The sequence below is a fragment of the Aquimarina macrocephali JAMB N27 genome (genome assembly GCF_000520995.1).
GTDB lineage: Bacteria > Bacteroidota > Bacteroidia > Flavobacteriales > Flavobacteriaceae > Aquimarina > Aquimarina macrocephali.
Genome location: NZ_JACA01000012.1, coordinates 170,044 through 195,068, shown reverse-complemented (window position 1 = coordinate 195,068; position 25,025 = coordinate 170,044). Strand labels below are relative to the sequence as shown.

Below are 25,025 nucleotides of genomic sequence, written 5' to 3'. Positions count from 1 at the left end.
ATAATCAATAAAATGATGATATTCTGATTGCCATAATTATCAACATGATATTCTGATGAATAATCAATGTGTTAAAAAAAATACCTTAAGTAGAGTAAAATACTTTATTTTAAAAAAAAAAAGGGATAAGAGAAAGAAGAGGTTTTGTAATTTTTACCTAGTGCGTATTGTTAATAAATCAAAAGAGCATAACGAAAACAATAATTGAGCAGAGAAAAATATGTTAACAACCTGTTTTTTAACGAAAGAAATGTATTTTTACAACGCACACACAATTTTTGTGTACAATCAACACACTAAAAGTCAAGTTTTTTAGTTATCACACGTATAAATTTATCTGGTTTGGGCAGAAAGCTATTAAAGATCACGCTGATATTGTTTCTAGCAATTGTAGGATTTGCTTGTTCTCGTAAAAAGGACAAGTTTATAAATCGTACATGGCATGATGTTACGACAAAAAATAATACGCTATATAATGGTCGATTGGCCTTTGAAGTAGGTAAAGAAGATATCATTCAGTCTTACAAAGACAATTTCTGGGAATTACTACCTGTAGAACGGATGATTGTAAGTGAAGACGTTAGACTTCCTAACGAAGTACTTAATAAAAACTTTGATAGAGCAGAGGAAAAAGCAGTAAAAGCAATCCAAAAGCATAGTATGCTTATTGATAATAAGGAACGTAACCCTAAGATCGATGAAGCATTTTTGTTATTGGGGAAAGCTCGTTATTTCGAACAACGTTTTGTACCAGCATTAGAAGCTTTTAACTATATTTTATATAAATATCCCACAAGTAATACGATCAATCATGCCAAAGTGTGGAGAGCCAAAACAAATCTTCGCCTTGATTATAATGATAAAGCGATAGAGGATCTAACCAGAATGATCGAGCAGGAGTTTATGAAACCTCAGGATTATGCCGATGCAATAGCTATGATGGCTCAGGCATATATTAACTTAGAAAGAAAAGACTCTGCCGTTACTTATATTACTAAAGCAGCCGTTCATACCAGAAAAAATGAAGAGAAAGGAAGATATCTCTATATAAAAGGTCAATTATTAAATGAATTAGGCTATAAGGATAGTGCAAATTACGCTTTTGATCAGGTCATTGCGCTCAATAGAAAGTCACCTAGGAAATATATGATGAATGCCTATATGGCAAAAGCTCGAAATTTTAATTATGAGAATGGCAATAAAGAAGAGTTTCTTGAATTATTAGCCGATCTTGAAAAAAATCGAGAAAACCGACCGTTTTTAGATAAAATATACAACCAAAAAGCAGTTTATTTTAAAACTCTGGATTCTATTGATCTGGCTGTAGAATATTATAATAAATCATTACGAACAAAGTCTGAAGATAAATACTTAGAATCTCTTAACTATTATACCCTTGGGGATATTAGTTTTGATAGAAAGGAGTATGCTATTTCTGGGGCGTATTATGATAGTACACTTCAGCGAATGATTGTAGATTCAAAACGGTATAGAGTATTAAAGAAAAAAAGAGATAACCTTGATGATGTTATTTTATACGAGGGTATTGCCAAAACAAATGATAGTATTCTTACTATTTTGGCCATGTCCCCAGAGCAGAGAATAACGTATTATGCAGAGTATACCGATGCGTTAAAAACAAAAGCTATCGAAGAAGAAAAAGCTGCAGAAATTGCCAGAATAAAGGATAATTTACCTGTAGAACAGAGATATAGACAACCAGGCTCTGGATTTGGCACAGATACCAAAGGGCCAAGTGTAGAAGGAGGAATCTTTTACTTCTATAACCAAACCACTGTAGCTTATGGTAAAACTGCTTTCAAAAGAACGTATGGAAACAGAGAGTTGCAAGACAATTGGAGAGTTTCAAGTATTTCTAATCCGGGCGCTGTCTCTACAATAGAGAAAGAAGAAAAGGATGAATATTCTATCGATACAGATCCAACGTTTGATCCGCAAACCTATATTGCTCAATTACCAACCGATCCTTCAGCTATTGATAGCCTTCAAACTGATCGTAACTTTGCTTACTATCAACTTGGAGTTATATATAAAGAAAAATTTCAGGAGTATGGTTTAGCTACAGATAAATTCGAAAATCTATTGCAGAACAATCCTGAAAAACGATTAATTGTTCCTTCTAAATATAATTTGTATAAAATCTATTTGACACAAGGAAATACCTCGAGATCCAATGCAATGATGCAGGATATTATTAATAATCATGCAGAATCGAGATATGCCAAAATTCTTCAGAACCCTGATGAAGCATTAAAAGATGATGAAAACAGTCCTAAATCAATATATAATAGATTGTATAGGGATTTTCAGAACCAAAAATATGCATCGGTAATAAAAGAAAGCGATGAGATGATTACGAAATTTGGAGGAGATGAAGATTTTTTACCCAAATTCGAATTGTTAAAAGCTCAGGCAATAGGACGATACAGAGGATTTGAAGCCTATAAAGAAGCGCTTAACTACGTGTCTCTTAATTATCCTCAAAGCCCCGAAGGTAAAAAGGCCCAAGTGATTTATCAGGTTACGATTCCGCAAATTCGAGAAAATGTATTTTTAACTGATATAGATGAACAAGATAACCATAAGTTGGTTTATGCATTTTCTACTTTTGGAGATAATCAGGCTCAAGGATTAAATGAACTAATAGATGCTATTATCAAAGAACTTCGCTATGAGAAGATGAAAGTTTCCTTAGATATATATAATAAAGATCAACAATTCGTAGTTGTACATACAAAAGGAAATAAATTGGCTGCGGAAGGATTGGGAGAATTATTGTCTTTAGGTAAAACCGAAGACACCCGAGGTGTAGATTTAACAAAGTGGAACAGAAAAAAGAAATATTATGAAAAGGTAGAGGCTGCGTATTTTACGATAGCATCTCCAAATTATCGAGTGCTTCAGATTCATAAAAATCTCGAAGAATATATTCAATCACAACCAGAACCAGAAACCGAATAATCATTTAATCCCCCTTATATATTATGTTTTCAGACAATAAAAAAGGAAGAGACTACGGCAATACGACCGATTTCTCTCGCAACCAAAACAAAATCTCAGAAGGAACTAAAATCGTAGGAGATGTTATTTCAGAAGGAGGTTTTAGAATTGAAGGTACTATCGAAGGAACTTTTAAAACTACTGGTAAAGTAGTCGTAGGAACATCAGGCTTTATTAAAGGCACATTAGAGTGTTCTGATGCAGATTTTGAAGGTAAGTTCTCAGGAACTCTCATCGTGTCAAATACCTTATCTTTAAAACCAACTGCGCATATCGAAGGCGAAGTTACTGTAGGTAAATTGGCTGTTGAACCAGGAGCAAACTTTAATGCATCTTGTTCTATGAAAGGTAGTGTGAAATCTTTAGGTAAGCCTAGTGAACAAAAATCTTCACAACCGCAAACAACACAAGGACAAGGGAAATCAGCTTAGATTAGAAGTTTGTATCTACTGTATTAGGTTTTCGCTTGATTGAGTGAATACAAACTTCTAATATATACAAGATGTAACTATAAATAAAGTGTAAGATGAAAAATATCAATTCTATAAAAACACTCAATAGAAGTCAGTTACATAGCACCAAGGGAGGAAGTTCTCCTCATGGAGCTGGAGGAGGAACAGGAAACCGTTTTTTATTAAATGACTCCGATTATTTAGGAATTACTTATTCTGGTCATGGTATTGGAGACGGGACTGGACAGAACCATTAATTTTCTATCCTATTAGAATGCTTGTTTAAAACGACGTTTTTCTTAATAAAAAGAACCTTGAAAAAAAATAATCGAGGTAAGAAAGCCTTTAATAAATACATTGCCCTTACAGGAATAGCTTTCCAAATGGGAGCTACTATATTCCTGTGTGCTTACGCTGGAAAAAAACTAGATGCCTATTATGAATTGGATAAAAAATGGTTTACCATGGGGTTTATACTCTTTGGAGTAACAGCATCTATATATTTGGTGATTAAACAACTCAATCGGATTAATAAATCTGATTGATTATTATAAGGTATCGCCATTAGACTTTTAAATTCCTTAAATGCTTCTATAATGTTTAGAAAATTTAGATATTTGACAAGTTTATTTTTTGAATAAAGAATTTTAATACACTAATGGGAAAGAACGTATTCCGTTTTTTATTTCTTTTCACTATTGTAATAGCAGGCAGTTATATGATCCATATGGGTATCATAAATGCCTTTTTGCTCGAAAGAAATATCAATATTATCAAGCTTTCATATATCTTCAATAGTGCATTCACCTTTGTGTTTACAATAGTTATACTAGTGCTAAGCAAAAAATTTAAAGACCAACTTGGTTTTATTTTTATGGCAGGTAGCCTTATAAAAATTGGAGTTTTTATGGCCGTCAGTAAGCTTAATGATTTCGAAATCAATAAAAATGTCTTTCTTGATTTTTTTGTAGCCTATCTAATCTGTTTAATCCTCGAAGTCTATTATGTTTCAAAGATTTTGAATTCTACTAAATAATTGATTTTCAGAAACTTAATCATTTACGGATAATCTTAAACTTATTTAGTCAAAATAGTTTAAGAATCTAACATAATTATGTACATTTGCACCGAAATTTAGGAACCGAAATTTTACGCGTAATGCAAAAACGTACTGTAGTTAAAATTTTATTGATTTTTAGTCTGGTCTTTACGACAGGAAACTTATTCGCCAAAGAATCCGAGAAAAAGGAAAATGAAGGAGAAGGAGGTTTAAAAGAACGAATCAAAGAATTTATAGATCATCACCTTCAAGATTCTTATGATTTTACATTGTTTTCTGATGAAGAAGCAAACAAGCATTATGGCTTTCCTTTGCCTGTGATTTTATGGGATAATGGATTAAAAGTTTTTTCTTCCTCTAAATTTCATCACGGTGAATCTGTTGCCGAAGTTGATGGTAATCACTATAAGTTATACCATTCAAAAATTTATAAAACAGATGCATCAGGTACGATCAATTATGATGAAGATCACCATGCTACCAATGCAAAACCACTTGATTTTTCTATTACCAAAAACGTTGTAAGTATGCTATTGATTAGTTTGCTTATGTTTTTTATGTTTAGAAGTCTTGCTAAATCATATAAGAAAAATAATGGCATCCCTACAGGGGTAGGACGTTTCTTAGAGCCTTTGGTTCTGTTTATAAGAGATGATATAGCTATTCCTAATATCGGAGAACATAAATATAAGAAGTACATGAGCTTTTTGCTTACCGTTTTCTTCTTTATTTGGTTTTTAAACCTTTTAGGAATGACTCCACTTGGAGTTAATGTTACAGGAAATATTGCGGTAACTTTTGCATTAGCATTAATCGTATTTTTAATCACTAATTTAACAGCGAATAAAAATTACTGGGGCCACATTTTCTGGATGCCGGGTGTGCCAACTTTTATGAAAGTTGTTTTGGCGCCAATAGAATTATTAGGAGTTTTTATCAAGCCTTTTTCATTAATGATTCGTTTGTATGCGAACATGACTGCAGGTCACGTTGTACTAATGAGTATTATTGGAATGATATTTTTGTTTAAAAACTGGATTGGTGGTCCATTATCATTTGGATTAGCTTTTGCGTTATCAATATTAGAATTATTGGTTGCAGCATTACAAGCTTATATATTTACGATGTTGTCTGCGCTATACTTTGGTATGGCAAATGAAGAGGCACATCATTAGAATTTGAACGTTTAATTTTTAATTATATAATTATGGAAATTCCAGGAATTGTTGGAGCAGGTTTAATTGTAATAGGTGCTGGTATTGGTATCGGTAGAATTGGTGGTCAGGCGATGGACGCTATCGCTCGTCAGCCAGAAGCTTCTGGTAAGATACAAACGGCTATGCTTATTGCTGCCGCTCTTATTGAAGGTATTGGATTTGCTGCGTTATTCGCATCTTAAATTTACAAACGACAGCTATAACGGTTGGTTATAGCTGTTGTTAATTAGATTTTTAAAATTAAACACTAAAGAAATTAATATAATTAATAATGGAGAAGTTAATAAATGATTTTTCGTTTGGTCTGTTTTTCTGGCAGATTTTAATCTTTGTAGGTTTACTATTATTATTAAGAAAATTTGCATGGAAGCCTATTTTAGAGGCTGTAAATAATCGTGAAGAAGGAATCAAAAATGCATTAGAATCTGCAGAAGAAGCAAGAAAAGAAATGCAAAACCTTCAAGCTGATAATGAGCGAATCTTAAATGAAGCGAGAGCAGAGCGTGATGGTATGCTTAAAGAAGCCAGACAGCTTAAGGAAAATATGATCTCTGATGCAAAGTCTGAAGCACAAGCAGAAGCTGATAAAATTGTAGCACAAGCACAAGTGGCTATTGCTAGTGAAAAGAAAGCAGCAATAGCTGATCTTAAAAGTCAGGTAGCTGGGCTTTCTGTAGAGATTGCAGAAAAAGTATTGAGAAAAGAATTATCTGGTAAGGACAAGCAATTAGAATTGGTTGAGTCTATGCTAGGGGATGTTACTTTAAACTAAACTAAATGAGTAGAGCAGCAATACGTTATGCTAAAGCAGTTTTGAGCCTGGCTCAAGATAAAAAAGCTACTGAAGATGTTCAGAAGGATATGCAAAGTATTATCGCTACAGTTAGCGGTAGCGCAGAGCTCAGAATGGTGTTAAGTAGTCCATTGATCAAAAGTGAAGTAAAACTTGCTTCATTGCGTGAGATCTTTAAAAGTACTGGTGAGATTACACAAAAACTTTTTGATGTATTAATCGAGAATAAAAGAGTGAACTTGTTAGATGATGTTGCAAAGCAATACATTGCTTTGTTTGATCAGTTAAACAACACTCAGGTTGCAAAAGTAACCACTGCAGTACCACTGGATAAAGGATTAAGCGCTAAAGTTTTGGCCAAGATTAAAGAATTAACAGGTAATGAAGCTACTATAGAAAATGTAATCGATGAAAGTATTATCGGTGGATTTATTCTTAGAGTAGGTGATTTACAGTATAATGCGAGTATAGCAAATAAGCTTACAAACTTAAGAAGAGAATTAAGCAATTAATACATACATTTTAAAATATAAATTTAATAATAAGAGAATGAGTGTTCATGCTCGTTCTTTCAAACTATTATAAAATGGCAGAAGTGAATCCTGCTGAAGTATCAGCAATATTAAAACAACAATTATCTGGATTTGAAGCATCAGCTTCATTAGAAGAGGTAGGAACGGTATTACAAATAGGTGATGGTATCGCCAGAGTATACGGATTGTCTAATGCTCAATATGGAGAATTAGTACAGTTTGAATCTGGTTTAGAAGGTATCGTACTTAACTTAGAAGAAGATAATGTTGGGGTAGTACTTTTAGGTTCTTCAACTGAAGTTAAAGAAGGTGCAACTGTAAAACGTACACAACGTATTGCATCAATTAACGTTGGAGAAGGAATTGTAGGTCGTGTAGTGGATACATTAGGTAACCCTATCGATGGTAAAGGTGCGATCGAAGGTGAAACTTTCGAAATGCCATTAGAACGTAAAGCTCCTGGAGTAGTTTTTCGTCAGCCTGTAAATGAGCCTCTTCAGACAGGGATTAAGTCTATTGATGCGATGGTACCAGTAGGACGAGGACAACGTGAATTAGTAATTGGTGACCGTCAGACAGGTAAAACAACAGTATGTATCGATACTATTCTTAATCAAAAAGAATTTTATGATGCAGGTGAACCAGTATATTGTATATATGTAGCTATAGGGCAAAAAGCATCTACAGTAGCATTAATTGCTAAAGTACTAGAAGATAAAGGTGCAATGGCATATACTACTATCGTAGCGGCTAATGCTTCTGACCCTGCTCCAATGCAAGTATACGCTCCATTTGCTGGTGCTGCGATCGGAGAATATTTCCGTGATACAGGACGTCCTGCTTTAATTATCTATGATGATTTATCTAAACAGGCAGTAGCATACCGTGAAGTATCTTTATTATTACGTCGTCCACCAGGTCGTGAGGCGTATCCTGGAGATGTTTTCTATCTTCACTCTAGATTATTAGAGCGTTCTGCAAAAGTAATTGCAGATGATACTATTGCTAAAGATATGAATGACCTTCCTGATTCTTTAAAAGATAAAGTAAAGGGTGGTGGATCATTAACAGCATTACCAATTATCGAAACACAAGCGGGTGATGTATCTGCATATATCCCTACAAACGTAATTTCGATTACAGATGGTCAGATATTCTTAACATCAGATTTATTTAATTCTGGTGTACGTCCTGCAATTAATGTAGGTATCTCTGTATCTCGTGTAGGAGGATCTGCGCAGATTAAGTCAATGAAAAAAGTAGCAGGTACTCTAAAATTAGATCAAGCGCAGTTTCGTGAATTAGAAGCGTTTGCTAAGTTTGGATCTGACCTTGATGCAGCTACCCTAAATGTAATAGAAAAAGGAAAGCGTAACGTTGAGATTCTTAAGCAAGCACAAAATGATCCATATACTGTAGAAGATCAGATTGCGATCATCTATGCTGGTTCTAAAAACCTATTAAGAGATGTGCCTGTAAATAAAATAAAAGAATTTGAAAGTGACTATATAGAGTATCTTAATGCAAAACATAGAGATACACTAGATACTTTAAAAGCAGGAAAATTAACAGACGAGGTAATCGATGTGTTAATGGCAGCTTGTAAAGAAATTTCAGCGAAATATAAAAACTAGTATTAAATACAGCGTATTAGATTCTAATACGCTGTATTTAATAAAATAAAGTTTACTATTTAGAATGGTATTGATCTAGAAGGTACTCACTACTAACTACTCAATACTCAATACTAAGAAAAATGGCAAATTTAAAAGAATTACGTAGTAGAATTACCTCTGTATCATCAACGATGCAAATTACCAGTGCCATGAAAATGGTATCTGCGGCAAAGTTGAATAAGGCACAGATGGCGATTACTGCAATGCGTCCTTATGCAAATAAACTTACCGAACTACTGCAAAACTTGAGCGCTTCACTAGAAGGAGATAGCGCAAGTGCATATGCAGAACAACGCGAAGAGAATAAAATCTTAGTTGTTGCTATAGCTTCTAATCGTGGTCTGGCTGGAGCATTTAATTCTAATATAATTAAAGCTTCAAAAGAGTTATATGAAAATGTATACTCTGGGAAACAAGTTGATTTTGTTACCATTGGTAAAAAAGTGAATGATATTATTTCTAAGACACATAGTGTAGTTGCCAATAAGAATGAAGTATATGATGACCTTACATTTGCTAATGTTGCTGCTATTGCAGAAGAATTAATGGAATACTTTACCAGTGGTTCTTATGATAAGATCGTAGTTGTATATAACAAATTCAAAAATGCCGCTACTCAAGAGGTTATTACAGAACAATTTTTGCCAATTGTTCCAATAAGCGGAGAAGCAACTAATACAAATCTGGATTATATCTTCGAACCTTCTAAGGAAGAGATTGTAGAGCAATTAATCCCTAAGTCACTTAAGACTCAATTGTATAAGGCAATACGTGACTCATTTGCATCAGAGCATGGAGCACGTATGACAGCTATGCATAAAGCAACAGATAACGCAACTGAGCTTAGAGATGCACTTAAATTATCATATAACAAAGCAAGACAAGCTTCTATTACTAATGAAATCTTAGAGATTGTTGGTGGTGCCGAAGCTTTGAATAACTAATTATAATTTGATGTTAATTCAGCCTGGCTGGAATTCATTATAATAAAATACCAAAACCTCATAAGTTTCCTTATGAGGTTTTTTGTTTTTTCAGCAGGTATTTTGCCTATTTTCCTATCTTTAGTGAAACTAAAATTACCAAGGCTATGCTTTTGGTATCAATTTTGTTTTTCAATACTTAAAATATCAAAAATGATAAATTTGAGAACAATAAGTACAATAATTGGTGTTTTATTCCTACTTATAACTTGTACACAATGTGCCAGTAGTCAACAAATAGATATGAAAACTCCGATAGAGCTTAAAGATGTTTATTTTCAGAAATGGATAGCCGGAGTTGAAGGTGGTGGCTCTGGTTTTATGTTGTATATAGAAGTTAATGAGAAATCAGATGTACAATTAGAACATGCATATTTTAAAGGAAAAAAGATAGAACTGGGACATAAAACCAATGAACTTGTATATGTAGGTCATCATACCTATCCATCTAGAAAACAGGATTTGAGTATGAGCGATGACCCCAAAGAAGAGTTTAAGAACCAGTTGCCGGCAGTTGAAGAAAAACCTCGTTTCCAACTTAAAGATAATGAGTGCATTGTTGCGTATACCAAAAATGGTAAAAAAGGATATTTTAAATTAAGCAATGTACCCGAAAAAGAATTGCAAGCGTATCCGACCAGAAAGAGTCAGTAAATTGTATTGCTGTACTATTAAAAATTGTAAAGAAAAACTAGTCATATATTGATGTATTTAGGGAAACAATATATGACCAGAAACACTATTTTTTGAATAAAGGAGAATAATCAACACTGTAAATTTATAAATAGAAAATGAAAAAAGTAATTACTTTATTGGTGTGCGCAATACTATTACTAGGAAGTTGTGCCGATACTAAAAAAGAAAAAATTGAATTGAAACAGGAAACTTCTTTGCCTAAGTATGAAGAAGAACCGCATTCTTTCGCGCAGCCAAATAAAGCCGCAATAAAACATTTGGATTTAGATATAGATGTTGATTTTGAAAAAGAAATCATTAAAGGAAGTGCTACTTATCAAATAGAAAATAATAATGCTTCAGAAATCATTTTGGATGTTAAATTTTTGGAAATTGAGAATGTACAGGCAGACGGAGTTGACACCAAATTTTTATTAGGAAGTTTTGATGAATACCTGGGGCAACCACTAAAAATTGATATTCAAAAAACCACAAAAGCAATAACAATTCAATATAAAACCACCAATAAAACCGAAGCATTACAATGGTTAAGCCCACAACAAACAGCTGATAAAACACATCCTTTCTTGTTTACTCAGGGGCAAGCAATATTGACTAGAACCTGGATTCCCATACAAGATAGTCCGCAGATTAGAATAACGTATAATGCTACAGTAAGTGTCCCATCGGATTTGATGGCAGTAATGAGTGCAGAAAATCCAAAAGAGAAAACAGAAAATGGAGAGTATCAATTTAGAATGAAACAACCTATCTCCCCGTATCTGATTGCACTGGCAGTTGGGGATATTGAGTATAAGGCAATTAGTGACAGAACTGGTGTCTATGCTGAGAAATCTATGGTAGATGCTGTTCATAATGAGTTTTCGGATATGGAAAAAATGGTTGTTGCCGCCGAAAAATTGTATGGAAAATATGCTTGGGAGCAATTTGATGTGATCGTGTTACCACCAAGTTTTCCTTTTGGAGGAATGGAAAACCCACGTTTGACTTTTGCTACCCCTACACTAATAGCAGGAGATAAAAGTTTAACAGCTGTTATAGCACATGAATTGGCACATTCCTGGTCAGGGAATTTGGTTACTAATTCAACCTGGGATGATTTTTGGCTTAATGAAGGATTTACGGTTTATTTTGAAACGCGTATAATGGAAGAATTGTATGGAGTAGATAGGGCAAATATGTTAGCATTAATTAGTAGACAAAGTTTGGATGATGAAATAGAAGGTTTTAAAGCAACACCAGATGAGACTAAACTAAAACTGAACTTAAAAGGACGAAATCCTGATGATGGTATGAATAGTATTGCCTATGAGAAAGGATACTTATTTTTAAGAACGTTGGAAGAAGCAGCGGGACGTGATAAATTTGATAAATTTCTTAACAATTACTTTCAAACACATGCCTTCTCTACCATAAGCACAGAGAAATTCATTGTTTTTTTGAATGAAAATTTATTGATTAAAGACGATATTAAGTTTAACGCTGGAGAGTGGATTTATAAAGCAGGTGTTCCGGATAATCAAGCAGTTGCAAAATCTGATAAATTTGATAAGGTCTTAGAAGCGTTAACACAATTTATTGCAAATAATAAAGTAGATGTAAAAATTACCGAAAACTGGACAACTCAGGAATGGGTGTATTTTGTTCGTAATTTTCCAAAAGATATAAATAAAAAACATTTAGCAATGTTTGATAAAGCTTTTAATCTAACGAATACTACCAATTCTTATATTGCAATGGTTTGGTACGAACAATCAATAAATCATGATTACCATGGTAATGATATAGATAAAAAAATTGAAGACTTTCTTATTACTGTTGGACGTCGTTGGTATGTTTCTACTATTTTTAAAGCGTATCAACGAAACAATAAAACAAAAGTAGCATTACTTATTTATGAGAAAGCACGACCAAACTATCATTCTGTCACTATAAATACTATTGATGATATTTTAGGCGTTAAGAAGTAGTTTTTAGTAACGAACTCGTTTAAATTTTTTCAATTGACTAAAAAAGTTTAAACGAGTTCGTTGGTAAGAAAAACATGGCAATACGTAAGACAAAAAATTGTATTTTTACAGCTATAAGTACACCACCAATTGAGTATATTTCAGAAACTCTTTAAGCAAACTTTTATCTATGGGCTGGCAACAGTACTACCACGTATGTTGTCTTTTATTTTAGTCCCTCTATACACAGATTTGTTGCCAACTGGAGAATACGGCAAAATTTCTATTATATTTTCGTATTTTGTGCTATTTAATGTTATACTGGCTTATGGGATGGAAACCGCTTTTTTTAGATTTTTTAATAAAGAATCTGATAAAGATGCAGTAGTAAGCACATCTGCAATATCTTTGGTGATATCATCATTTTGTTTTTTTGTTTTAGCCTTGCTATTTAAAAACCAAATAGCAATACTTACTGATATAAGAGTTGATTACATTACTTTGGTGATCTGGATTCTTTTATTAGATGCTTTAGTAATTGTCCCCTTTGCATGGCTAAGAGCAAATGAAAGGCCAATGCGCTATTCATTGATTAAGATTGTAAATGTAATCGTTAATCTGGGATTGAATATCATTCTGTTACTATACTTAAAAGGGTTATCAAAAGATTTTTCGATACTAAAGAGTATCACCATAGAGAATTATGAGATCAATTATATCTTCATTTCTAATTTGATTGCGAGTGGATTAACATTGGTATTATTGATCCCTTTCTATAGTAAGGTTAAATATCGCTTTAACCGAGTTCTTTGGAAAAAAATGATGAATTATGCTTTTCCGGTTCTTATAGCAGGAGTTGCATACTCTATTAATGAAACGTTTGATAGGATTTTGTTGGATTATTTGTTACCAGAGGATGTAGCTGATCATTTAGTTGGAGTATATTCGGCTTGTTATAAACTTGCATTATTTATGACGTTGTTTGCTACAGCATTTAGATTAGGAATAGAACCATTTTTCTTTAACTACTCCGAAAATAAGAATGCCCCCGAAACCTATGCCAGAATTACCAAATACTTTGTAGCTTTTGGAGCGGTTATTTTACTTGGGGTAGTCGTTTTTGTACATGTATTAAAAGACTTTATTATAAGAGATCAAGCATATTGGGAGGCCGTTAAAATTGTTCCTATAATTTTATTGGCTAATCTCTGTCTTGGGATATATCATAATCTCTCCGTATGGTATAAGATTACCGATAGAACTAAGTTTGGGGCATATATTTCTGTAATAGGCGCTATAATTACATTAGTATTAAACTTTATTTTAATACCAAAATACAGCTACCTTGGATCAGCTATTGCAACACTAGCTGCTTATGGGGCTATGATGATATTATCATGGTATTATGGCAAAAAGTATTACCCTATTCCTTATAATCTTAAGAAGATAGGAATGTATCTTTCTATATCCATTACCTTTTCAATTCTGTCATTTTATGTTTTTGATAGTAATTATATAATTTCTATCCCATTGTTACTTGGGTTTTTAGTAATTTTGTACGCCTCAGAAAAGAAAGAATTAAAACAAATTTTAAAAAGATAAATCCAGTTAAAATTTTGACTTTTAGCTTTTACGGCAAAATAGTATAACTTTTTTACAGGATAATAGTATGTCAATATGCAGATAAAAATAATTAATCAATCATCTCACGATCTACCTCATTACGAAACTATTGCTTCGGCAGGAATGGATCTGAGAGCACATATAACAGAATCAGTAACCCTAAAACCATTAGAGCGTACAATTGTAAAAACTGGATTATTTATAGAGTTACCGGTTGGATATGAAGCACAAGTACGTCCACGTAGTGGATTAGCAGCCAAAAAAGGAATTACAGTACTTAATGCACCAGGAACAATAGATGCAGATTATCGGGGAGAGATAGGAGTAATTTTAGTAAATCTGTCGAATGAAGATTTTACCATTCAGAATGGAGAACGAGTAGCTCAAATGGTAATTGCAAGACATGAACGAGGAGAGTGGATTGAGGTAACAGAATTATCTGAAACCACAAGAGGAGAAGGAGGATTTGGGAGTACGGGAGTTAAATAAAATAACAATTAGCATTAATTTTCTATTTAGTAACTACTAAAATTTAAACGTGTGAAAATCATAGTACCAATGGCAGGAAGAGGATCGAGATTACGACCTCATACACTTACAATTCCTAAACCATTAATTCCGGTTGCCGGAAAACCAATTGTACATCGGTTAGTATCTGATATTGCTAAAGTTTTAGGAGAACCAGTTGAGGAGATAGCCTTTATATTGGGTGACCCTGCGTTTTTTGGAGATGATGTGGTAGAAAGTTTAACGACATTGGCAGAAAGCCTGGGAGCAAAAGCATCTATTTATAGACAAGATCAACCCTTGGGGACAGGACATGCCATTATGTGTGCCAAAGAATCTTTGTCTGGACCTGCAGTAATTGCTTATGCAGATACATTAATCAGAGCGGATTTTAATCTCGATAAAAATGCAGACTCTGTAATTTGGGTGAAGCAAGTAGATCAACCCGAAGCCTATGGTGTCGTAAAACTAAATGATAAAAGCGAGATTGTAGAATTGGTAGAAAAGCCTAAAGAGTTTGTATCAGATCTGGCGGTAATAGGTATATATTATTTTAAAGATGTGGCAGTTCTTAAAAACGAATTGCAATATGTTCTGGATAATAACATTATTAATGGAGGAGAATACCAAATAAATGATGGTATTAAAAGAATGATGAGTAATGGAAAAGTATTCGTAACCGGACAGGTAGATGAATGGATGGATTGCGGAAACAAAAATGTTACTGTTGAAACAAATACCAGAATGCTAGGGTTTTTACAAAAAGATGGAGAACATTTAGTTAGCAATGAAATTACTCAAGAAAACTCAACGGTTATTGCTCCATGCTATTTGGGTGAAGGAGTAACGTTAAAAAATGCTACTATTGGACCTAATGTTTCGATAGGAAAAGGGTGTACAATTGAGAATGCTACAATCAAAAATAGTCTGATTCAGACCAAAACTGTCATAAAAAATGCTACCTTAGACAATGCTATGATAGGAAACAATGCTGTTTATGACGGAAACTTCACTACAGTAAGTATTGGAGACTATTCTGTTTTGGAATAATTTATGATGCAATACCAGTATTGTAGAACACGATTTATGATTAACTATTGGAAACATATATGTCTTTTATGTCTATTCTTATGGAGTGGAAATAATGCGGTCTTATCTCAGGATATAGAGCCTAAACAAGAGATAAATATTGACGACCTTGGAAATGTTTCTGACGAATTTCAAGAGAACTTTTTTGAAGCTTTAAAACAAAAAGCGATTACCAATTACGATAAGGCAATTGAAGCCCTGGAGAAATGTATCGCGATTGATCCAAAACCAGATTTTTTATACCTAGAATTAGGTAAGAATTATTTAGAACTAAAACGATTTCAGAGTGCAGAAGATAATTTCGTAAAAGTATTAGATGGTAAACCTAATAATAGGTTTATTCTCGAACTTATGTTTGAAGTTTATTTCCAACAACGAAAATATCAAGAATCAATAGGAGTAGTCGAAAAATTGGTCGCATTTAACCCTATGTTCAAAGAGCAATTAGCAAATTTATACTTTCTAGAAAAACGATATGAAGAAGCATTAATCGTTCTTGATGAACTAGATGATGAATTTGGAACTGATGAATATCGCAATCGATTACGAAAAAGGATCTCTTCAAAAATTATTAATCCAAATGGTCAAATTAGTAGACTAGAGAAAAAGATAAAAGAAAAACCTAAAGTAGAACAGAATTATTTAAACCTGATCTATCTTTATAGTAAGGATAATCAAAAAGAGAAAGCATTTGAAACGGCTAAATTACTATTGAAGAAAAAGCCAAAATCAGAATTTGTACATCTAGCACTATATAAGTTTTATCTTGAAGAAAATAATATTGAAGAAGCCATCAATTCAATGAAAATTGCTTTAAAAAGTAATAAAATAGACATTGAATCAAAATATAAAGTAATTAATGATTTTTTACCGTTTCTAGATAAGAACCCACAATACGAATCTCAATTAACGAGTATTGTTACATTACTCTCTAATGGTCAAAATAATGGAAAAGCTTTTACAGAATTAGGTCATTATTATTATAAAAAAGACAAAAAAGAGCAAGCGCTCAATTTTTATGAACGAGGAATAAAAAGTAATGTCAATGATTTTGTATTGCTAAAAAGGATCTTATTATTACAACTAGACTTAAAGCGATATGAAAAAGTAGAGACAGGAAGCGAATTAGCTTTAGAAATGTATCCTGCACAACCTATTTTCTATTTGGCCAATGGCGTTGCATTGATTCATCTCGAAAAAGCGGCAGAAGCTGTTGAAATTCTAAATATAGGTATAGATTATGTGATAGATGATCTAAAGATGGAATCAGACTTTTATCAACAAATAAGTGAGGCATATCGCAACTTGGGAAACACTACAAAAGCCTCAGAATATCAACAAAAAGCAAATCAACTTCAGAAAAAATCGTAAGCGGGTAATGAACAGAATATTTTATCTATTGTGCATTGCTATGATGATGCTTAATTCTTGTAAGGGAACCAAGGCGATAAGTACGTCTGGCATTAAAAAACTAAATGCAGAAAAAGTAATTGCAAATCACTATAATCGATCTTTTAATTTTAAAACACTTAATACTCGTATAAAAGTAAAATACGATAATGGTAAACAATCTTATAGCCCTAATGCTACGCTGCGAATCGAAAAAGATAAAACCATTTGGGTTAGCGTAAAGATGTTGGGCATTACATTGGCAAAGGCACTAATAACACCAGAAAAAGTAAGCTATTACGAGAAAATTAATAACACCTATTTCGAAGGAGATTTTAAACTGCTAAGCGATTGGTTGGGTACAGACCTGGATTATAATAAAGTACAACAGATGCTTTTAGGACAAGCGTTGTTTAACTTAAGGGACGATAAATATAAATTTTCGATAACTGGAAAAGTATATCGATTACAACCTAAAACAGAATTGGCACTTTTTGAGCGATTGTTTTTAATACACCCAGATACCTTTAAAATGTCCTCGCAACGATTAAAACAACCTATAGAAAATAGAGATCTAACAATTAATTATCAAAGCTATCAAAAAGTAGGAAATCAAGATTTTCCTAAAGAAATTTATATTGAAGCATTGCAGGATAAAGAAAAAACCATGATTGGGATAGATTATAAAACGGTAGATTACAATGCTAAGGTGAGTTTTCCGTTTAAAATACCATCAGGGTATAAGCAAGTCACTATTCAATGAGGTTTTTAAAGGGTATATTTTTCGTAGGTTTATTAGTAATCTGTAGTCCAGTTTTTTCTCAAAGTAGCAAACAACAGCAACTTGAAGAAGAGCGCCAACGACTTAGAGAAGAGATTGAACAAATGAAAGAGCTACGTGCTAATAACAAACGTAAAGAGCGTTCTGTTCTTTATGAAGTAGAAACTATCAACTCACAAATAGGGACGCGTAAAAATCTAATAAAAGTTACCAATCAACAAGCTAATTTATTGACCAGAGAGATCAATACGAATTTTAAAAAAATAGAAGCGTACCGTAAGGAACTTACAGCACTTAAAAAGGATTATGCTAAGATGATTACAAAATCCTATAAGAGTAAATCGCACCAAAGTAGAATTATGTTTTTACTTTCTTCTTCTGATTTTTCTCAAGCCTATAAGCGATTACAGTATATGAAACAATATAATGAACATCGTAAAGAACAGGCAGGACGAATAGAAAACGATACCAGGGCACTTCAGGTTTTAAATACAAATCTGTCGAGGGACAAAAAAGAAAAACAAGTACTGATCGAAGAGAATCGTGAGGAACAGAGTAAGCTTAAAGAAGAGAAAAAGGAGCAACAAATTTTGATGTCTTCTATTCGGAAAAAACAAGGAACCTATACCAAGCAAATCAAGGTAAAAGAACAACAAGCCAGTGCAATTGATAAAGCAATTGAGAAGTTGATTAGGGAAGCCATAGCTAAAGCCAATAAAAAAGCAGGTAAAAAAGTAACCAAAAAAGGATCTGCAACAACATTTGCCCTTACTGCCGAAGCCAAAATATTAGCCGATAATTTTACATCTAATAAAGGAAAATTACCTTGGCCTGTTGGAACCGGAAGAATAACAAAGAAATTTGGCCGTCAGCCTCACCCTACGCTCCCGAATATACAAATCAATAGTAGTGGGGTAGAAATTGAAACGAGATCAGGAGAACGTGCACGAGCTATTTTTGAAGGAGAGGTTATTGCTATTCAAAAACTAAAAGGAGCGAGTCGTTTGGTGCAGATTCGTCACGGTAATTATATTACTACCTATTATAATATCGAGAATATTAGTGTTAAAGAGGGTCAAAAGGTAACTACCAAACAAGCAATAGGTGAGGTACGTACCAACCCAACGACTGGTAGAACGATTATGAAGTTCTTAATCTATCAAAATGCAAAACGATTAAATCCGCAAAGTTGGGTTTACAAGATGTAGGTAATCAGGTAGAAACGATTTTTATATCTTCACTTCTTGTTTGCTTACTTATTAGTAAGTATATTTGTAAATTATGTCTGATAAAAGAATAGAAATAATGGATCTGGCAGAAAAGCTAATCAGAACTAAAGGATATAATGCTTTTAGTTATAAGGATATATCTGTGCCATTACAAATAAAGAATGCTGCGGTACATTATCATTTTCCGAAAAAGTCAGACCTGGGAGAAGAAATTATTCTTAAAACAAGAAATGCGTTTAAGAAAAAATATATAGAATGGGAACAATGTTTACCAAAAGAGAAACTAAAGAATTTTATTGCTCTTTATGAGAAAAACCAATCGCTTAACTTAGTTTGTTTGGTAGGAGCATTGGGTTCTTCTTATGAATCTTTGCCAGAAAATATGCAGATTTCACTAACAAAGATGAGTGAGGAAATTCGTGGTTGGATGCAAGACGTACTTAACGAAGGTCTTAAAAAGAAGGAATTTAATTTTACTGAGACGGCCGATGAAAAAACCGATGTGGTTATTGCAGCTTTACTTTCATCCCTCATCCTTGATAAAGTCATTCAGAAAAATATTTTAAAATCTGTTAAAGCTTCAATATTGAAGAGTATATAATTTTTTTAACCATTTAAACTTACTTATTAGTAAGTATAATTTGTATTGATATGAAAGAAAAAAGAGTTGTAATCACCGGTTTAGGCGCTATAACCCCTCTTGGGAATTCTGTAGAAGAATTTTGGTATAATGCGATTAATGCTAAAAGTGGAGCTGCAAGAATTTTGAAATTTGATCCATCTTTATTTAAAACTCAGTTTGCTTGTGAAGTTAAAGGGTTTGATCCACAAAAATACTTGGAACGAAATGAAATTAGAAAAAGCGACTTATTTACTCAATATGCATTATATGCAGCAACAGAGGCATTTGAAGATTCTAAAATTGATATAAACTCAATATCTCCTTTCGATATTGGAGTGATTTGGGGTACAGGACAAGGAGGTATGAATACTTTTGAAGAAGAAGTGAAAGGGTATATTGCAAATAGTAATACCCCTCGGTTTAATCCATTTTTTGTACCTAAATTAATATCGAATATGGCTTCAGGAATGATTTCTATGAAATTTAAACTAATGGGGATTAATTATACTACGGTTTCTGCTTGTGCTACCTCAAATTCGGCCATAATGGATGCCTACAACTACATAAAATTTGGGAAGGCAAAAATATTTATAACCGGCGGATCTGAAGCACCAATAACAGAAGCTTCTATAGGTGGATTTAATGCAATGAGAGCAATGTCTACCAGAAATGATAACCCAAGTGAAGCTTCAAAGCCTTTTGATAGCGAAAGAGATGGTTTCGTTATGGGAGAAGGAGCAGGAGCACTAGTGATAGAAGATTTTGATCATGCTAAAAAAAGAGGAGCTAAAATTTATGCCGAAATCATAGGTGCTTCAATGACAGCTGATGCATATCACATGACAGCAACACATCCAGAGGGGCTTGGAGCAGCAAAAGCTATAGAGCTTGCTTTGAATGAAGCACAAATTAACCCTGAAGAAGTCGATTATTTAAATACGCATGCTACCTCAACTCCTGTTGGAGATTTAAGTGAGATCAAAGCAATCACAAAAATTTACGGAAACGCACCCAAAAATCTTAAAATCAGTGCAACCAAATCTATGACTGGTCATTTACTTGGTGCCGCTGGTGCAATCGAAAGCATATTATGCATTAAAGCAATTAATGAAGGGATTATTCCACCGACCATTAATACAAATACTATTGCGAATGAAATTCCAAAAAAGCTAAATATTATTACAAAAGAAGCTATAACAGGAACTGTAAATATTGCTATGAATAACACATTTGGTTTTGGAGGTCATAATGCAATAGTAATATTTAAAAAGATCTGATATCCTTTAACAAGGAGTAATTTTGAGCAATCTATACAAATAAAGCTTTTAGTTCTGTAGCATCACTAGGCTTCATTTTTCCTGCTAGAACCAGACTCAATTGTTTACGGCGTAAAGCGGCATCATACCTTTGTTTTTCGAGCTCTGTCTCTGGGGTTATTGAAGGTACGGCTACTGGGTTTCCGCTTTCATTTACAGCAACAAAAGTGTAGATAGCCTCATTGGCTTTAGTTTTATCTCCACTCTGGCGATCTTCTACCCAAACATCTATATATACTTCCATCGAAGATCTAAAAGCTCTGGAAACTTTTGCTTCAACGGTTACAACACTACCTAGTGGGATAGCCTTATTAAAAGCAACATGATTTACAGAAGCAGTTACCACAATTCGTCGAGAATGTCTACCTGCTGCAATTCCTGCTGCACGATCCATACGAGCTAAAAGTTCTCCTCCAAATAAGTTATTTAAAGGGTTGGTTTCTCCTGTTAGTACCAAATCGGTTAAAGTAGTAAGAGATTCTGAAGGATGTCTGGATTCCATGCAATTTTAAATTTTTTGCAAAGATATGCGGTAATACCATAATGAGAAAATTATAAATGGTATTAATTCATGAGTATTTAAACTTCATCTTAAAGTATTCTATTGCGGTCGCGACAGAATACTTACACTATATAATTGTAGTATGATTTTTGGATTACTTTTTAATCAATAACCAGGCTTTAGGGCTTTGTTCTCTTTTAATTCTGGCTAAAGCTTGTATCGCTTCAGAACGATTTTCATAACTTTCATATGCTACCTGATGTAAACCATATCTGTTTACTCCAATAAGATGAGCATTAAATCCCTGATTTTTAAGTTTTTGTACTTTGCTATCTGCATTAGATGCAATTCTAAAAGCACCGGCTACAATATGAAAATTTCCTGATACAGTTTTAGATATTTCAGGAGTTGAAGTGTTATCTTCTTTACCTTTTGTAATAGTAAGATTAATAGCAGGGAGCGGGTTTGAAATTTCAAAAGTAGCCTCCTGTATTCTATTTTCAATTTCTTGATTGGCTTTTTGCCATTCCTTATTATTATAACTTACATTAGTATCACTAACTTGTTTCAAACCAAAAAACCCACCAATTCCCAATACGATTGCTGCAACAGCTGCATACTGCAAATAGGGACGTTCACGACGTTTTTCTGGAGTAAATGTAAGCGGGATTACTTTCTCAATAGCTTCTACATTCTCTTTATATACTTCGCGCTTGATCTCAACATTCCTTTTAATTACAGGAGATGCAAAAGAGTGTAAACCAAAAGCTTCTGTAAGATAGTTTACCTCTTGTAAAGGTTCAAATTGTAATGTGTTTTCTACAGAAGTATAGAAAGAACCAATTTTCTCTAATTCTATACGTTGTCCGTTTGCCATCTTTTCATTAAGAGACAAAACATAACGTTGGATTTTGGCAACAGCATCTGTATATGAGATGTTTTCTGCAGATGAAATATAATTAGCTAACAAGCCGTCATTGTTTTTCAATTGACTATTAAAAGAAATTAATTTTTGAGGAGGATAAAATGCATTAGTACCATCTTGGATTGTAGCAGGTTGACGTCTGGTCAAAAATGCTCCAAAACCTGGTAAGATTATGCATTCATATCTATATAATAATTCGCTTATGTAGTTAGCTGTGTTATTCATTACCCCTTTTAAAATATGCTTTCTTTGTTAGTGAAAATTAATTATCCCAAAGGTATAAAAAAATGGAGGTCATTTAAACTCTAGCTGCTGAATTTATTAACAGTTTCGTTTTTTTTTGTTTCTTGCACTGACTTACAATTTATTACATGACCATCGAAAAACTTCTGGCTTTACTCACCCTTAAAAAAGTAACCAATCTTGGGGATAGTTCTATCAAAAAATTAATACGTGAAGTAGGTGATGCAGAAGCAGTACTTACCGAAAAAACAAATAATCTGCTCAAAATTGACGGAATAGGAAAAATGAAAATCAAAGATTTGCATAATCCTGAATATCGAAAAACTGCAGAAAACGAACTACGATTTGTACAGGAAAATAATATCAATTGCCTGGTGTATGATCAACAAGATTATCCAGAAAGGTTGAAACATTGTGTTGATAGTCCGGTGGTATTGTTTAGTTCGGGAAATATTGATCTTCGACACAAGAAAATCATAAGCATTGTAGGTACTCGTCAGGTGACTCGTTATGGAGTACAGTTTTGTGAAGAATTGATAGAAACACTGGCTCCTGTAAACCCAGTTATTGTATCTGGTTTTGCCTATGGTGTAGATATCACAGCACAACGCGCAGCGGTCAAGCATAATTTGCAAACTGTAGGTTGTCTGGCGCATGGTTTAAATCAAATTTATCCTAAAGCTCATAAGAAGTATGTTGCTCAGATCGAGGAAAATGGTGGGTTTTTCACAGATTTTTGGAGCACAGACACTTTTGATCGCAAAAATTTTCTTGGCCGTAATCGGATTATTGCAGGACTTAGTGAGGCAACTGTTGTTATCGAGAGTGCTGATAAAGGTGGCTCTTTAGTAACTGCAGATATTGCTAATTCCTATAATCGGGATGTATTTGCAGTACCAGGTAGAGCACATGATCCTTTAAGCAAGGGATGTAATATGTTGATAAAGACCCAGCGTGCCCATATGCTTACCAGTGCTGCTGATCTAATGTATATGCTTAATTGGAAACTTGATGAAAATGAACAACCTGCCGTACAGAAAAAACTATTTGTAGAGTTAGATGAGCAAGAAAAGAAAATCTATAATTTTTTAACCAATAACGGAAAAGAGCTGTTAGACGTCATAGCCTTACAATGCCAAATCCCTACATTTAAAACGGCTTCTGTCTTACTTAATATGGAGCTAAAAGGAGTTGTGAAACCTCTGCCAGGAAAATTATTTGAGGCAGTCTGATCAATCTATGGTATAACATCTAATAACTCTTTTATGATTTTTTCACTTGTGTTGGGAATGTAACCATGTTTTGTGACGAGAAATGATTATCAAATAAACGATTTGGAGTTATATCTTAAAATAATAAATATTAGTTTATAGGTATTCAGAAATATGGCTATATTTATTAGATAAAAAGTATATAGAATAATGCTCTGTACTCAATTCCCGGATCCAAATGCTAGTACAGGTTCTTTTTATAATAATTTGTGGGAGCAAAATATTTTATTACAAGCAAAAAGTAAATCTATTGCTTATATAGATAAAAAAGGACCACTATCTTTAAAAGCAACCTTAAAAGGATCAGAAAGATATATTATAGATAAAGTTCCAATAGAAGTTAATCCAGGATCAATTTTAATTATAAACGAAAACCATTCTTACTCTAGTATAATTGATTCTGATTGTGAAGTAGATTCTCTGTCCATATATTTTAAGAAAGATTTGGATAAACAAGTATTTGCGGGTTTAATTAAAGAAGAAAGTTTTCTCCTCTCTAATCCTGACTATACTCTGGTAAATATGAGTTTTTTTGAATTTAGGCAAAATAGAAGTAACCTACTTCTTCTTTTAAATCTGTAGAACTGCAATTTGTTAAAATCACCGCAAATAAAAATACACAAATAGCTTTAAAAAAAAATGATACATTTCTCATAATGTTATTTTTTTAGGGTTATAATATATGATGAATTCAATTTGTTAAATGTAACGTATTGATTTACAAGTAAAAATATAGATAAGTTTCTACAAACCGACTATGGGATTTCTGCTAATTTAGGTGTAATTTCGCCTCTTTTTTTCCTTAAAAATGGGCTTTTTCTCGATTTTTTAACAAAAAATTAAGAAGGGAAACGTCAGATTTGGATTTTATTTCAACAAATAATAACATAAAACACTATTAATCAATTATTTAAAATAGATAAAAACCACGTTTTTTATACGGTAAAACCATAATTTTACCAATTAGATAATTATCTACAAAATACTCTGGATATATTAAATTAATTAATGTGTAAATTTTGAAAAGATCTCAAGAAAAAAATAAAAAAAACACCTATAAGTAAAACAGGAATTATTCCACATACAGGCGAATTATTTCATCCCGTACAATCTCATTGCTATATATATTTGAGTTTCTACGGGATGAA

24 protein-coding genes are annotated in these 25,025 nt (G+C 33.1%); 22 read left to right on the top strand and 2 right to left on the bottom strand.

From position 1 onward, the window contains the following. Positions 1-342 precede the first annotated feature (342 nt). The 20 genes from porW (at position 343) to fabF (ending at position 20,897) form a co-directional block, all read left to right on the top strand. The gene (gene porW / locus Z054_RS0109205) at positions 343-2,982 is read left to right on the top strand and encodes a type IX secretion system periplasmic lipoprotein PorW/SprE (RefSeq protein WP_241461403.1); all 2,640 of its coding nucleotides are present in this window, start codon (positions 343-345) and stop codon (positions 2,980-2,982) included. Positions 2,983-3,005: 23 nt separating this feature from the next. After that, a complete protein-coding gene (locus tag Z054_RS0109200) occupies positions 3,006-3,452 on the top strand; it encodes a bactofilin family protein (protein WP_024769784.1) in 447 nt (148 codons plus the stop codon). Positions 3,453-3,547: 95 nt separating this feature from the next. Beyond that, complete coding sequence (locus Z054_RS0109195; protein WP_024769783.1) at positions 3,548-3,730, top strand: hypothetical protein; 183 nt, start codon at positions 3,548-3,550, stop codon at positions 3,728-3,730. A gap of 57 nt (positions 3,731-3,787) precedes the next feature. Further along, complete coding sequence (locus tag Z054_RS0109190) at positions 3,788-4,018, top strand: AtpZ/AtpI family protein (protein ID WP_024769782.1); 231 nt, start codon at positions 3,788-3,790, stop codon at positions 4,016-4,018. A 613-nt stretch (positions 4,019-4,631) separates the two neighbouring features. After that, entirely contained in the window at positions 4,632-5,708 is a 1,077-nt protein-coding gene (gene atpB, locus Z054_RS0109180; RefSeq protein WP_024769780.1) for a F0F1 ATP synthase subunit A, read from the top strand. A gap of 32 nt (positions 5,709-5,740) precedes the next feature. Continuing rightward, positions 5,741-5,932: an ATP synthase F0 subunit C gene (gene atpE, locus Z054_RS0109175; RefSeq protein WP_024769779.1), complete on the top strand. Its 192-nt coding sequence runs from the start codon at positions 5,741-5,743 to the stop codon at positions 5,930-5,932. Positions 5,933-6,021: 89 nt separating this feature from the next. Further along, complete coding sequence (locus Z054_RS0109170) at positions 6,022-6,522, top strand: F0F1 ATP synthase subunit B (protein ID WP_024769778.1); 501 nt, start codon at positions 6,022-6,024, stop codon at positions 6,520-6,522. 5 nt (positions 6,523-6,527) lie between these two features. Further along, positions 6,528-7,055: an ATP synthase F1 subunit delta gene (gene atpH, locus Z054_RS0109165; protein WP_024769777.1), complete on the top strand. Its 528-nt coding sequence runs from the start codon at positions 6,528-6,530 to the stop codon at positions 7,053-7,055. Positions 7,056-7,129: 74 nt separating this feature from the next. Further along, entirely contained in the window at positions 7,130-8,710 is a 1,581-nt protein-coding gene (gene atpA / locus Z054_RS0109160) for a F0F1 ATP synthase subunit alpha (protein ID WP_024769776.1), read from the top strand. Positions 8,711-8,832: 122 nt separating this feature from the next. Then, on the top strand, positions 8,833-9,696 hold the full coding sequence (atpG, locus tag Z054_RS0109155; RefSeq protein ID WP_024769775.1) for an ATP synthase F1 subunit gamma: 864 nt from the start codon (positions 8,833-8,835) through the stop codon (positions 9,694-9,696). A 282-nt stretch (positions 9,697-9,978) separates the two neighbouring features. Beyond that, positions 9,979-10,389, top strand: coding sequence for a hypothetical protein (locus Z054_RS0109150; RefSeq protein ID WP_152538511.1), 411 nt, complete (start codon positions 9,979-9,981; stop codon positions 10,387-10,389). Between the two features lie 137 nt (positions 10,390-10,526). Then, positions 10,527-12,401 carry a hydrolase/aminopeptidase gene (locus Z054_RS0109145; protein WP_024769773.1) on the top strand — a complete coding sequence of 625 codons (1,875 nt, stop codon included), beginning with the start codon at positions 10,527-10,529 and terminating at the stop codon, positions 12,399-12,401. Between the two features lie 129 nt (positions 12,402-12,530). Beyond that, positions 12,531-13,982 carry an oligosaccharide flippase family protein gene (locus tag Z054_RS0109140; RefSeq protein ID WP_024769772.1) on the top strand — a complete coding sequence of 484 codons (1,452 nt, stop codon included), beginning with the start codon at positions 12,531-12,533 and terminating at the stop codon, positions 13,980-13,982. Positions 13,983-14,057: 75 nt separating this feature from the next. Then, entirely contained in the window at positions 14,058-14,492 is a 435-nt protein-coding gene (gene dut / locus Z054_RS0109135; protein ID WP_024769771.1) for a dUTP diphosphatase, read from the top strand. Between the two features lie 51 nt (positions 14,493-14,543). Next, a complete protein-coding gene (locus Z054_RS0109130; protein ID WP_024769770.1) occupies positions 14,544-15,560 on the top strand; it encodes a sugar phosphate nucleotidyltransferase in 1,017 nt (338 codons plus the stop codon). Positions 15,561-15,596: 36 nt separating this feature from the next. Beyond that, positions 15,597-16,970: a tetratricopeptide repeat protein gene (locus tag Z054_RS0109125; RefSeq protein WP_024769769.1), complete on the top strand. Its 1,374-nt coding sequence runs from the start codon at positions 15,597-15,599 to the stop codon at positions 16,968-16,970. 7 nt (positions 16,971-16,977) lie between these two features. After that, positions 16,978-17,751 carry a DUF4292 domain-containing protein gene (locus tag Z054_RS0109120; protein WP_024769768.1) on the top strand — a complete coding sequence of 258 codons (774 nt, stop codon included), beginning with the start codon at positions 16,978-16,980 and terminating at the stop codon, positions 17,749-17,751. Further along, positions 17,748-18,977, top strand: a complete 1,230-nt coding sequence (locus Z054_RS0109115; RefSeq protein ID WP_024769767.1) for a murein hydrolase activator EnvC family protein — start codon at positions 17,748-17,750, stop codon at positions 18,975-18,977. The genes Z054_RS0109120 and Z054_RS0109115 overlap by 4 nt, the downstream gene beginning before the upstream one ends. 73 nt (positions 18,978-19,050) lie before the next feature. After that, positions 19,051-19,599 (top strand): TetR/AcrR family transcriptional regulator, encoded by a 549-nt coding sequence (locus tag Z054_RS0109110; protein ID WP_024769766.1) that lies wholly within the window; start codon positions 19,051-19,053, stop codon positions 19,597-19,599. Positions 19,600-19,649: 50 nt separating this feature from the next. Next, positions 19,650-20,897 carry a beta-ketoacyl-ACP synthase II gene (gene fabF / locus Z054_RS0109105; RefSeq protein WP_024769765.1) on the top strand — a complete coding sequence of 416 codons (1,248 nt, stop codon included), beginning with the start codon at positions 19,650-19,652 and terminating at the stop codon, positions 20,895-20,897. A 31-nt stretch (positions 20,898-20,928) separates the two neighbouring features. Here fabF and Z054_RS0109100 read toward each other — a convergent pair whose 3' ends face one another. Continuing rightward, positions 20,929-21,438 (bottom strand): acyl-CoA thioesterase, encoded by a 510-nt coding sequence (locus Z054_RS0109100; RefSeq protein ID WP_024769764.1) that lies wholly within the window; start codon positions 21,436-21,438, stop codon positions 20,929-20,931. Positions 21,439-21,592: 154 nt separating this feature from the next. Next, entirely contained in the window at positions 21,593-22,588 is a 996-nt protein-coding gene (locus Z054_RS0109095) for an HU domain-containing protein (RefSeq protein WP_024769763.1), read from the bottom strand. A gap of 146 nt (positions 22,589-22,734) precedes the next feature. On the opposite strand from Z054_RS0109095, the gene dprA reads away from it, so the two are divergent. Next, positions 22,735-23,838 carry a DNA-processing protein DprA gene (gene dprA / locus Z054_RS0109090; protein WP_024769762.1) on the top strand — a complete coding sequence of 368 codons (1,104 nt, stop codon included), beginning with the start codon at positions 22,735-22,737 and terminating at the stop codon, positions 23,836-23,838. Positions 23,839-24,027: 189 nt separating this feature from the next. After that, the gene (locus Z054_RS0109085) at positions 24,028-24,459 is read left to right on the top strand and encodes a hypothetical protein (protein WP_024769761.1); all 432 of its coding nucleotides are present in this window, start codon (positions 24,028-24,030) and stop codon (positions 24,457-24,459) included. The last annotated feature ends 566 nt before the right edge of the window (positions 24,460-25,025 follow it).

Bases quoted from the DNA above. Each gene is read 5' to 3' on its own strand.
- Z054_RS0109095 (WP_024769763.1), bottom strand. From the start codon at position 22,588: ATGAATAACACAGCTAACTACATAAGCGAATTATTATATAGATATGAA.
- Z054_RS0109195 (WP_024769783.1), top strand. From the start codon at position 3,548: ATGAAAAATATCAATTCTATAAAAACACTCAATAGAAGTCAGTTACAT.
- atpA (WP_024769776.1), top strand. From the start codon at position 7,130: ATGGCAGAAGTGAATCCTGCTGAAGTATCAGCAATATTAAAACAACAA.
- Z054_RS0109085 (WP_024769761.1), top strand. From the start codon at position 24,028: ATGCTCTGTACTCAATTCCCGGATCCAAATGCTAGTACAGGTTCTTTT.
- dut (WP_024769771.1), top strand. From the start codon at position 14,058: ATGCAGATAAAAATAATTAATCAATCATCTCACGATCTACCTCATTAC.
- Z054_RS0109200 (WP_024769784.1), top strand. From the start codon at position 3,006: ATGTTTTCAGACAATAAAAAAGGAAGAGACTACGGCAATACGACCGAT.
- fabF (WP_024769765.1), top strand. From the start codon at position 19,650: ATGAAAGAAAAAAGAGTTGTAATCACCGGTTTAGGCGCTATAACCCCT.
- atpB (WP_024769780.1), top strand. From the start codon at position 4,632: ATGCAAAAACGTACTGTAGTTAAAATTTTATTGATTTTTAGTCTGGTC.
- Z054_RS0109115 (WP_024769767.1), top strand. From the start codon at position 17,748: ATGAGGTTTTTAAAGGGTATATTTTTCGTAGGTTTATTAGTAATCTGT.
- Z054_RS0109110 (WP_024769766.1), top strand. From the start codon at position 19,051: ATGTCTGATAAAAGAATAGAAATAATGGATCTGGCAGAAAAGCTAATC.
- atpH (WP_024769777.1), top strand. From the start codon at position 6,528: ATGAGTAGAGCAGCAATACGTTATGCTAAAGCAGTTTTGAGCCTGGCT.
- Z054_RS0109170 (WP_024769778.1), top strand. From the start codon at position 6,022: ATGGAGAAGTTAATAAATGATTTTTCGTTTGGTCTGTTTTTCTGGCAG.
- atpE (WP_024769779.1), top strand. From the start codon at position 5,741: ATGGAAATTCCAGGAATTGTTGGAGCAGGTTTAATTGTAATAGGTGCT.
- Z054_RS0109150 (WP_152538511.1), top strand. From the start codon at position 9,979: ATGAAAACTCCGATAGAGCTTAAAGATGTTTATTTTCAGAAATGGATA.
- Z054_RS0109145 (WP_024769773.1), top strand. From the start codon at position 10,527: ATGAAAAAAGTAATTACTTTATTGGTGTGCGCAATACTATTACTAGGA.
- Z054_RS0109125 (WP_024769769.1), top strand. From the start codon at position 15,597: ATGATTAACTATTGGAAACATATATGTCTTTTATGTCTATTCTTATGG.
- atpG (WP_024769775.1), top strand. From the start codon at position 8,833: ATGGCAAATTTAAAAGAATTACGTAGTAGAATTACCTCTGTATCATCA.
- Z054_RS0109100 (WP_024769764.1), bottom strand. From the start codon at position 21,438: ATGGAATCCAGACATCCTTCAGAATCTCTTACTACTTTAACCGATTTG.
- Z054_RS0109120 (WP_024769768.1), top strand. From the start codon at position 16,978: ATGAACAGAATATTTTATCTATTGTGCATTGCTATGATGATGCTTAAT.
- dprA (WP_024769762.1), top strand. From the start codon at position 22,735: ATGACCATCGAAAAACTTCTGGCTTTACTCACCCTTAAAAAAGTAACC.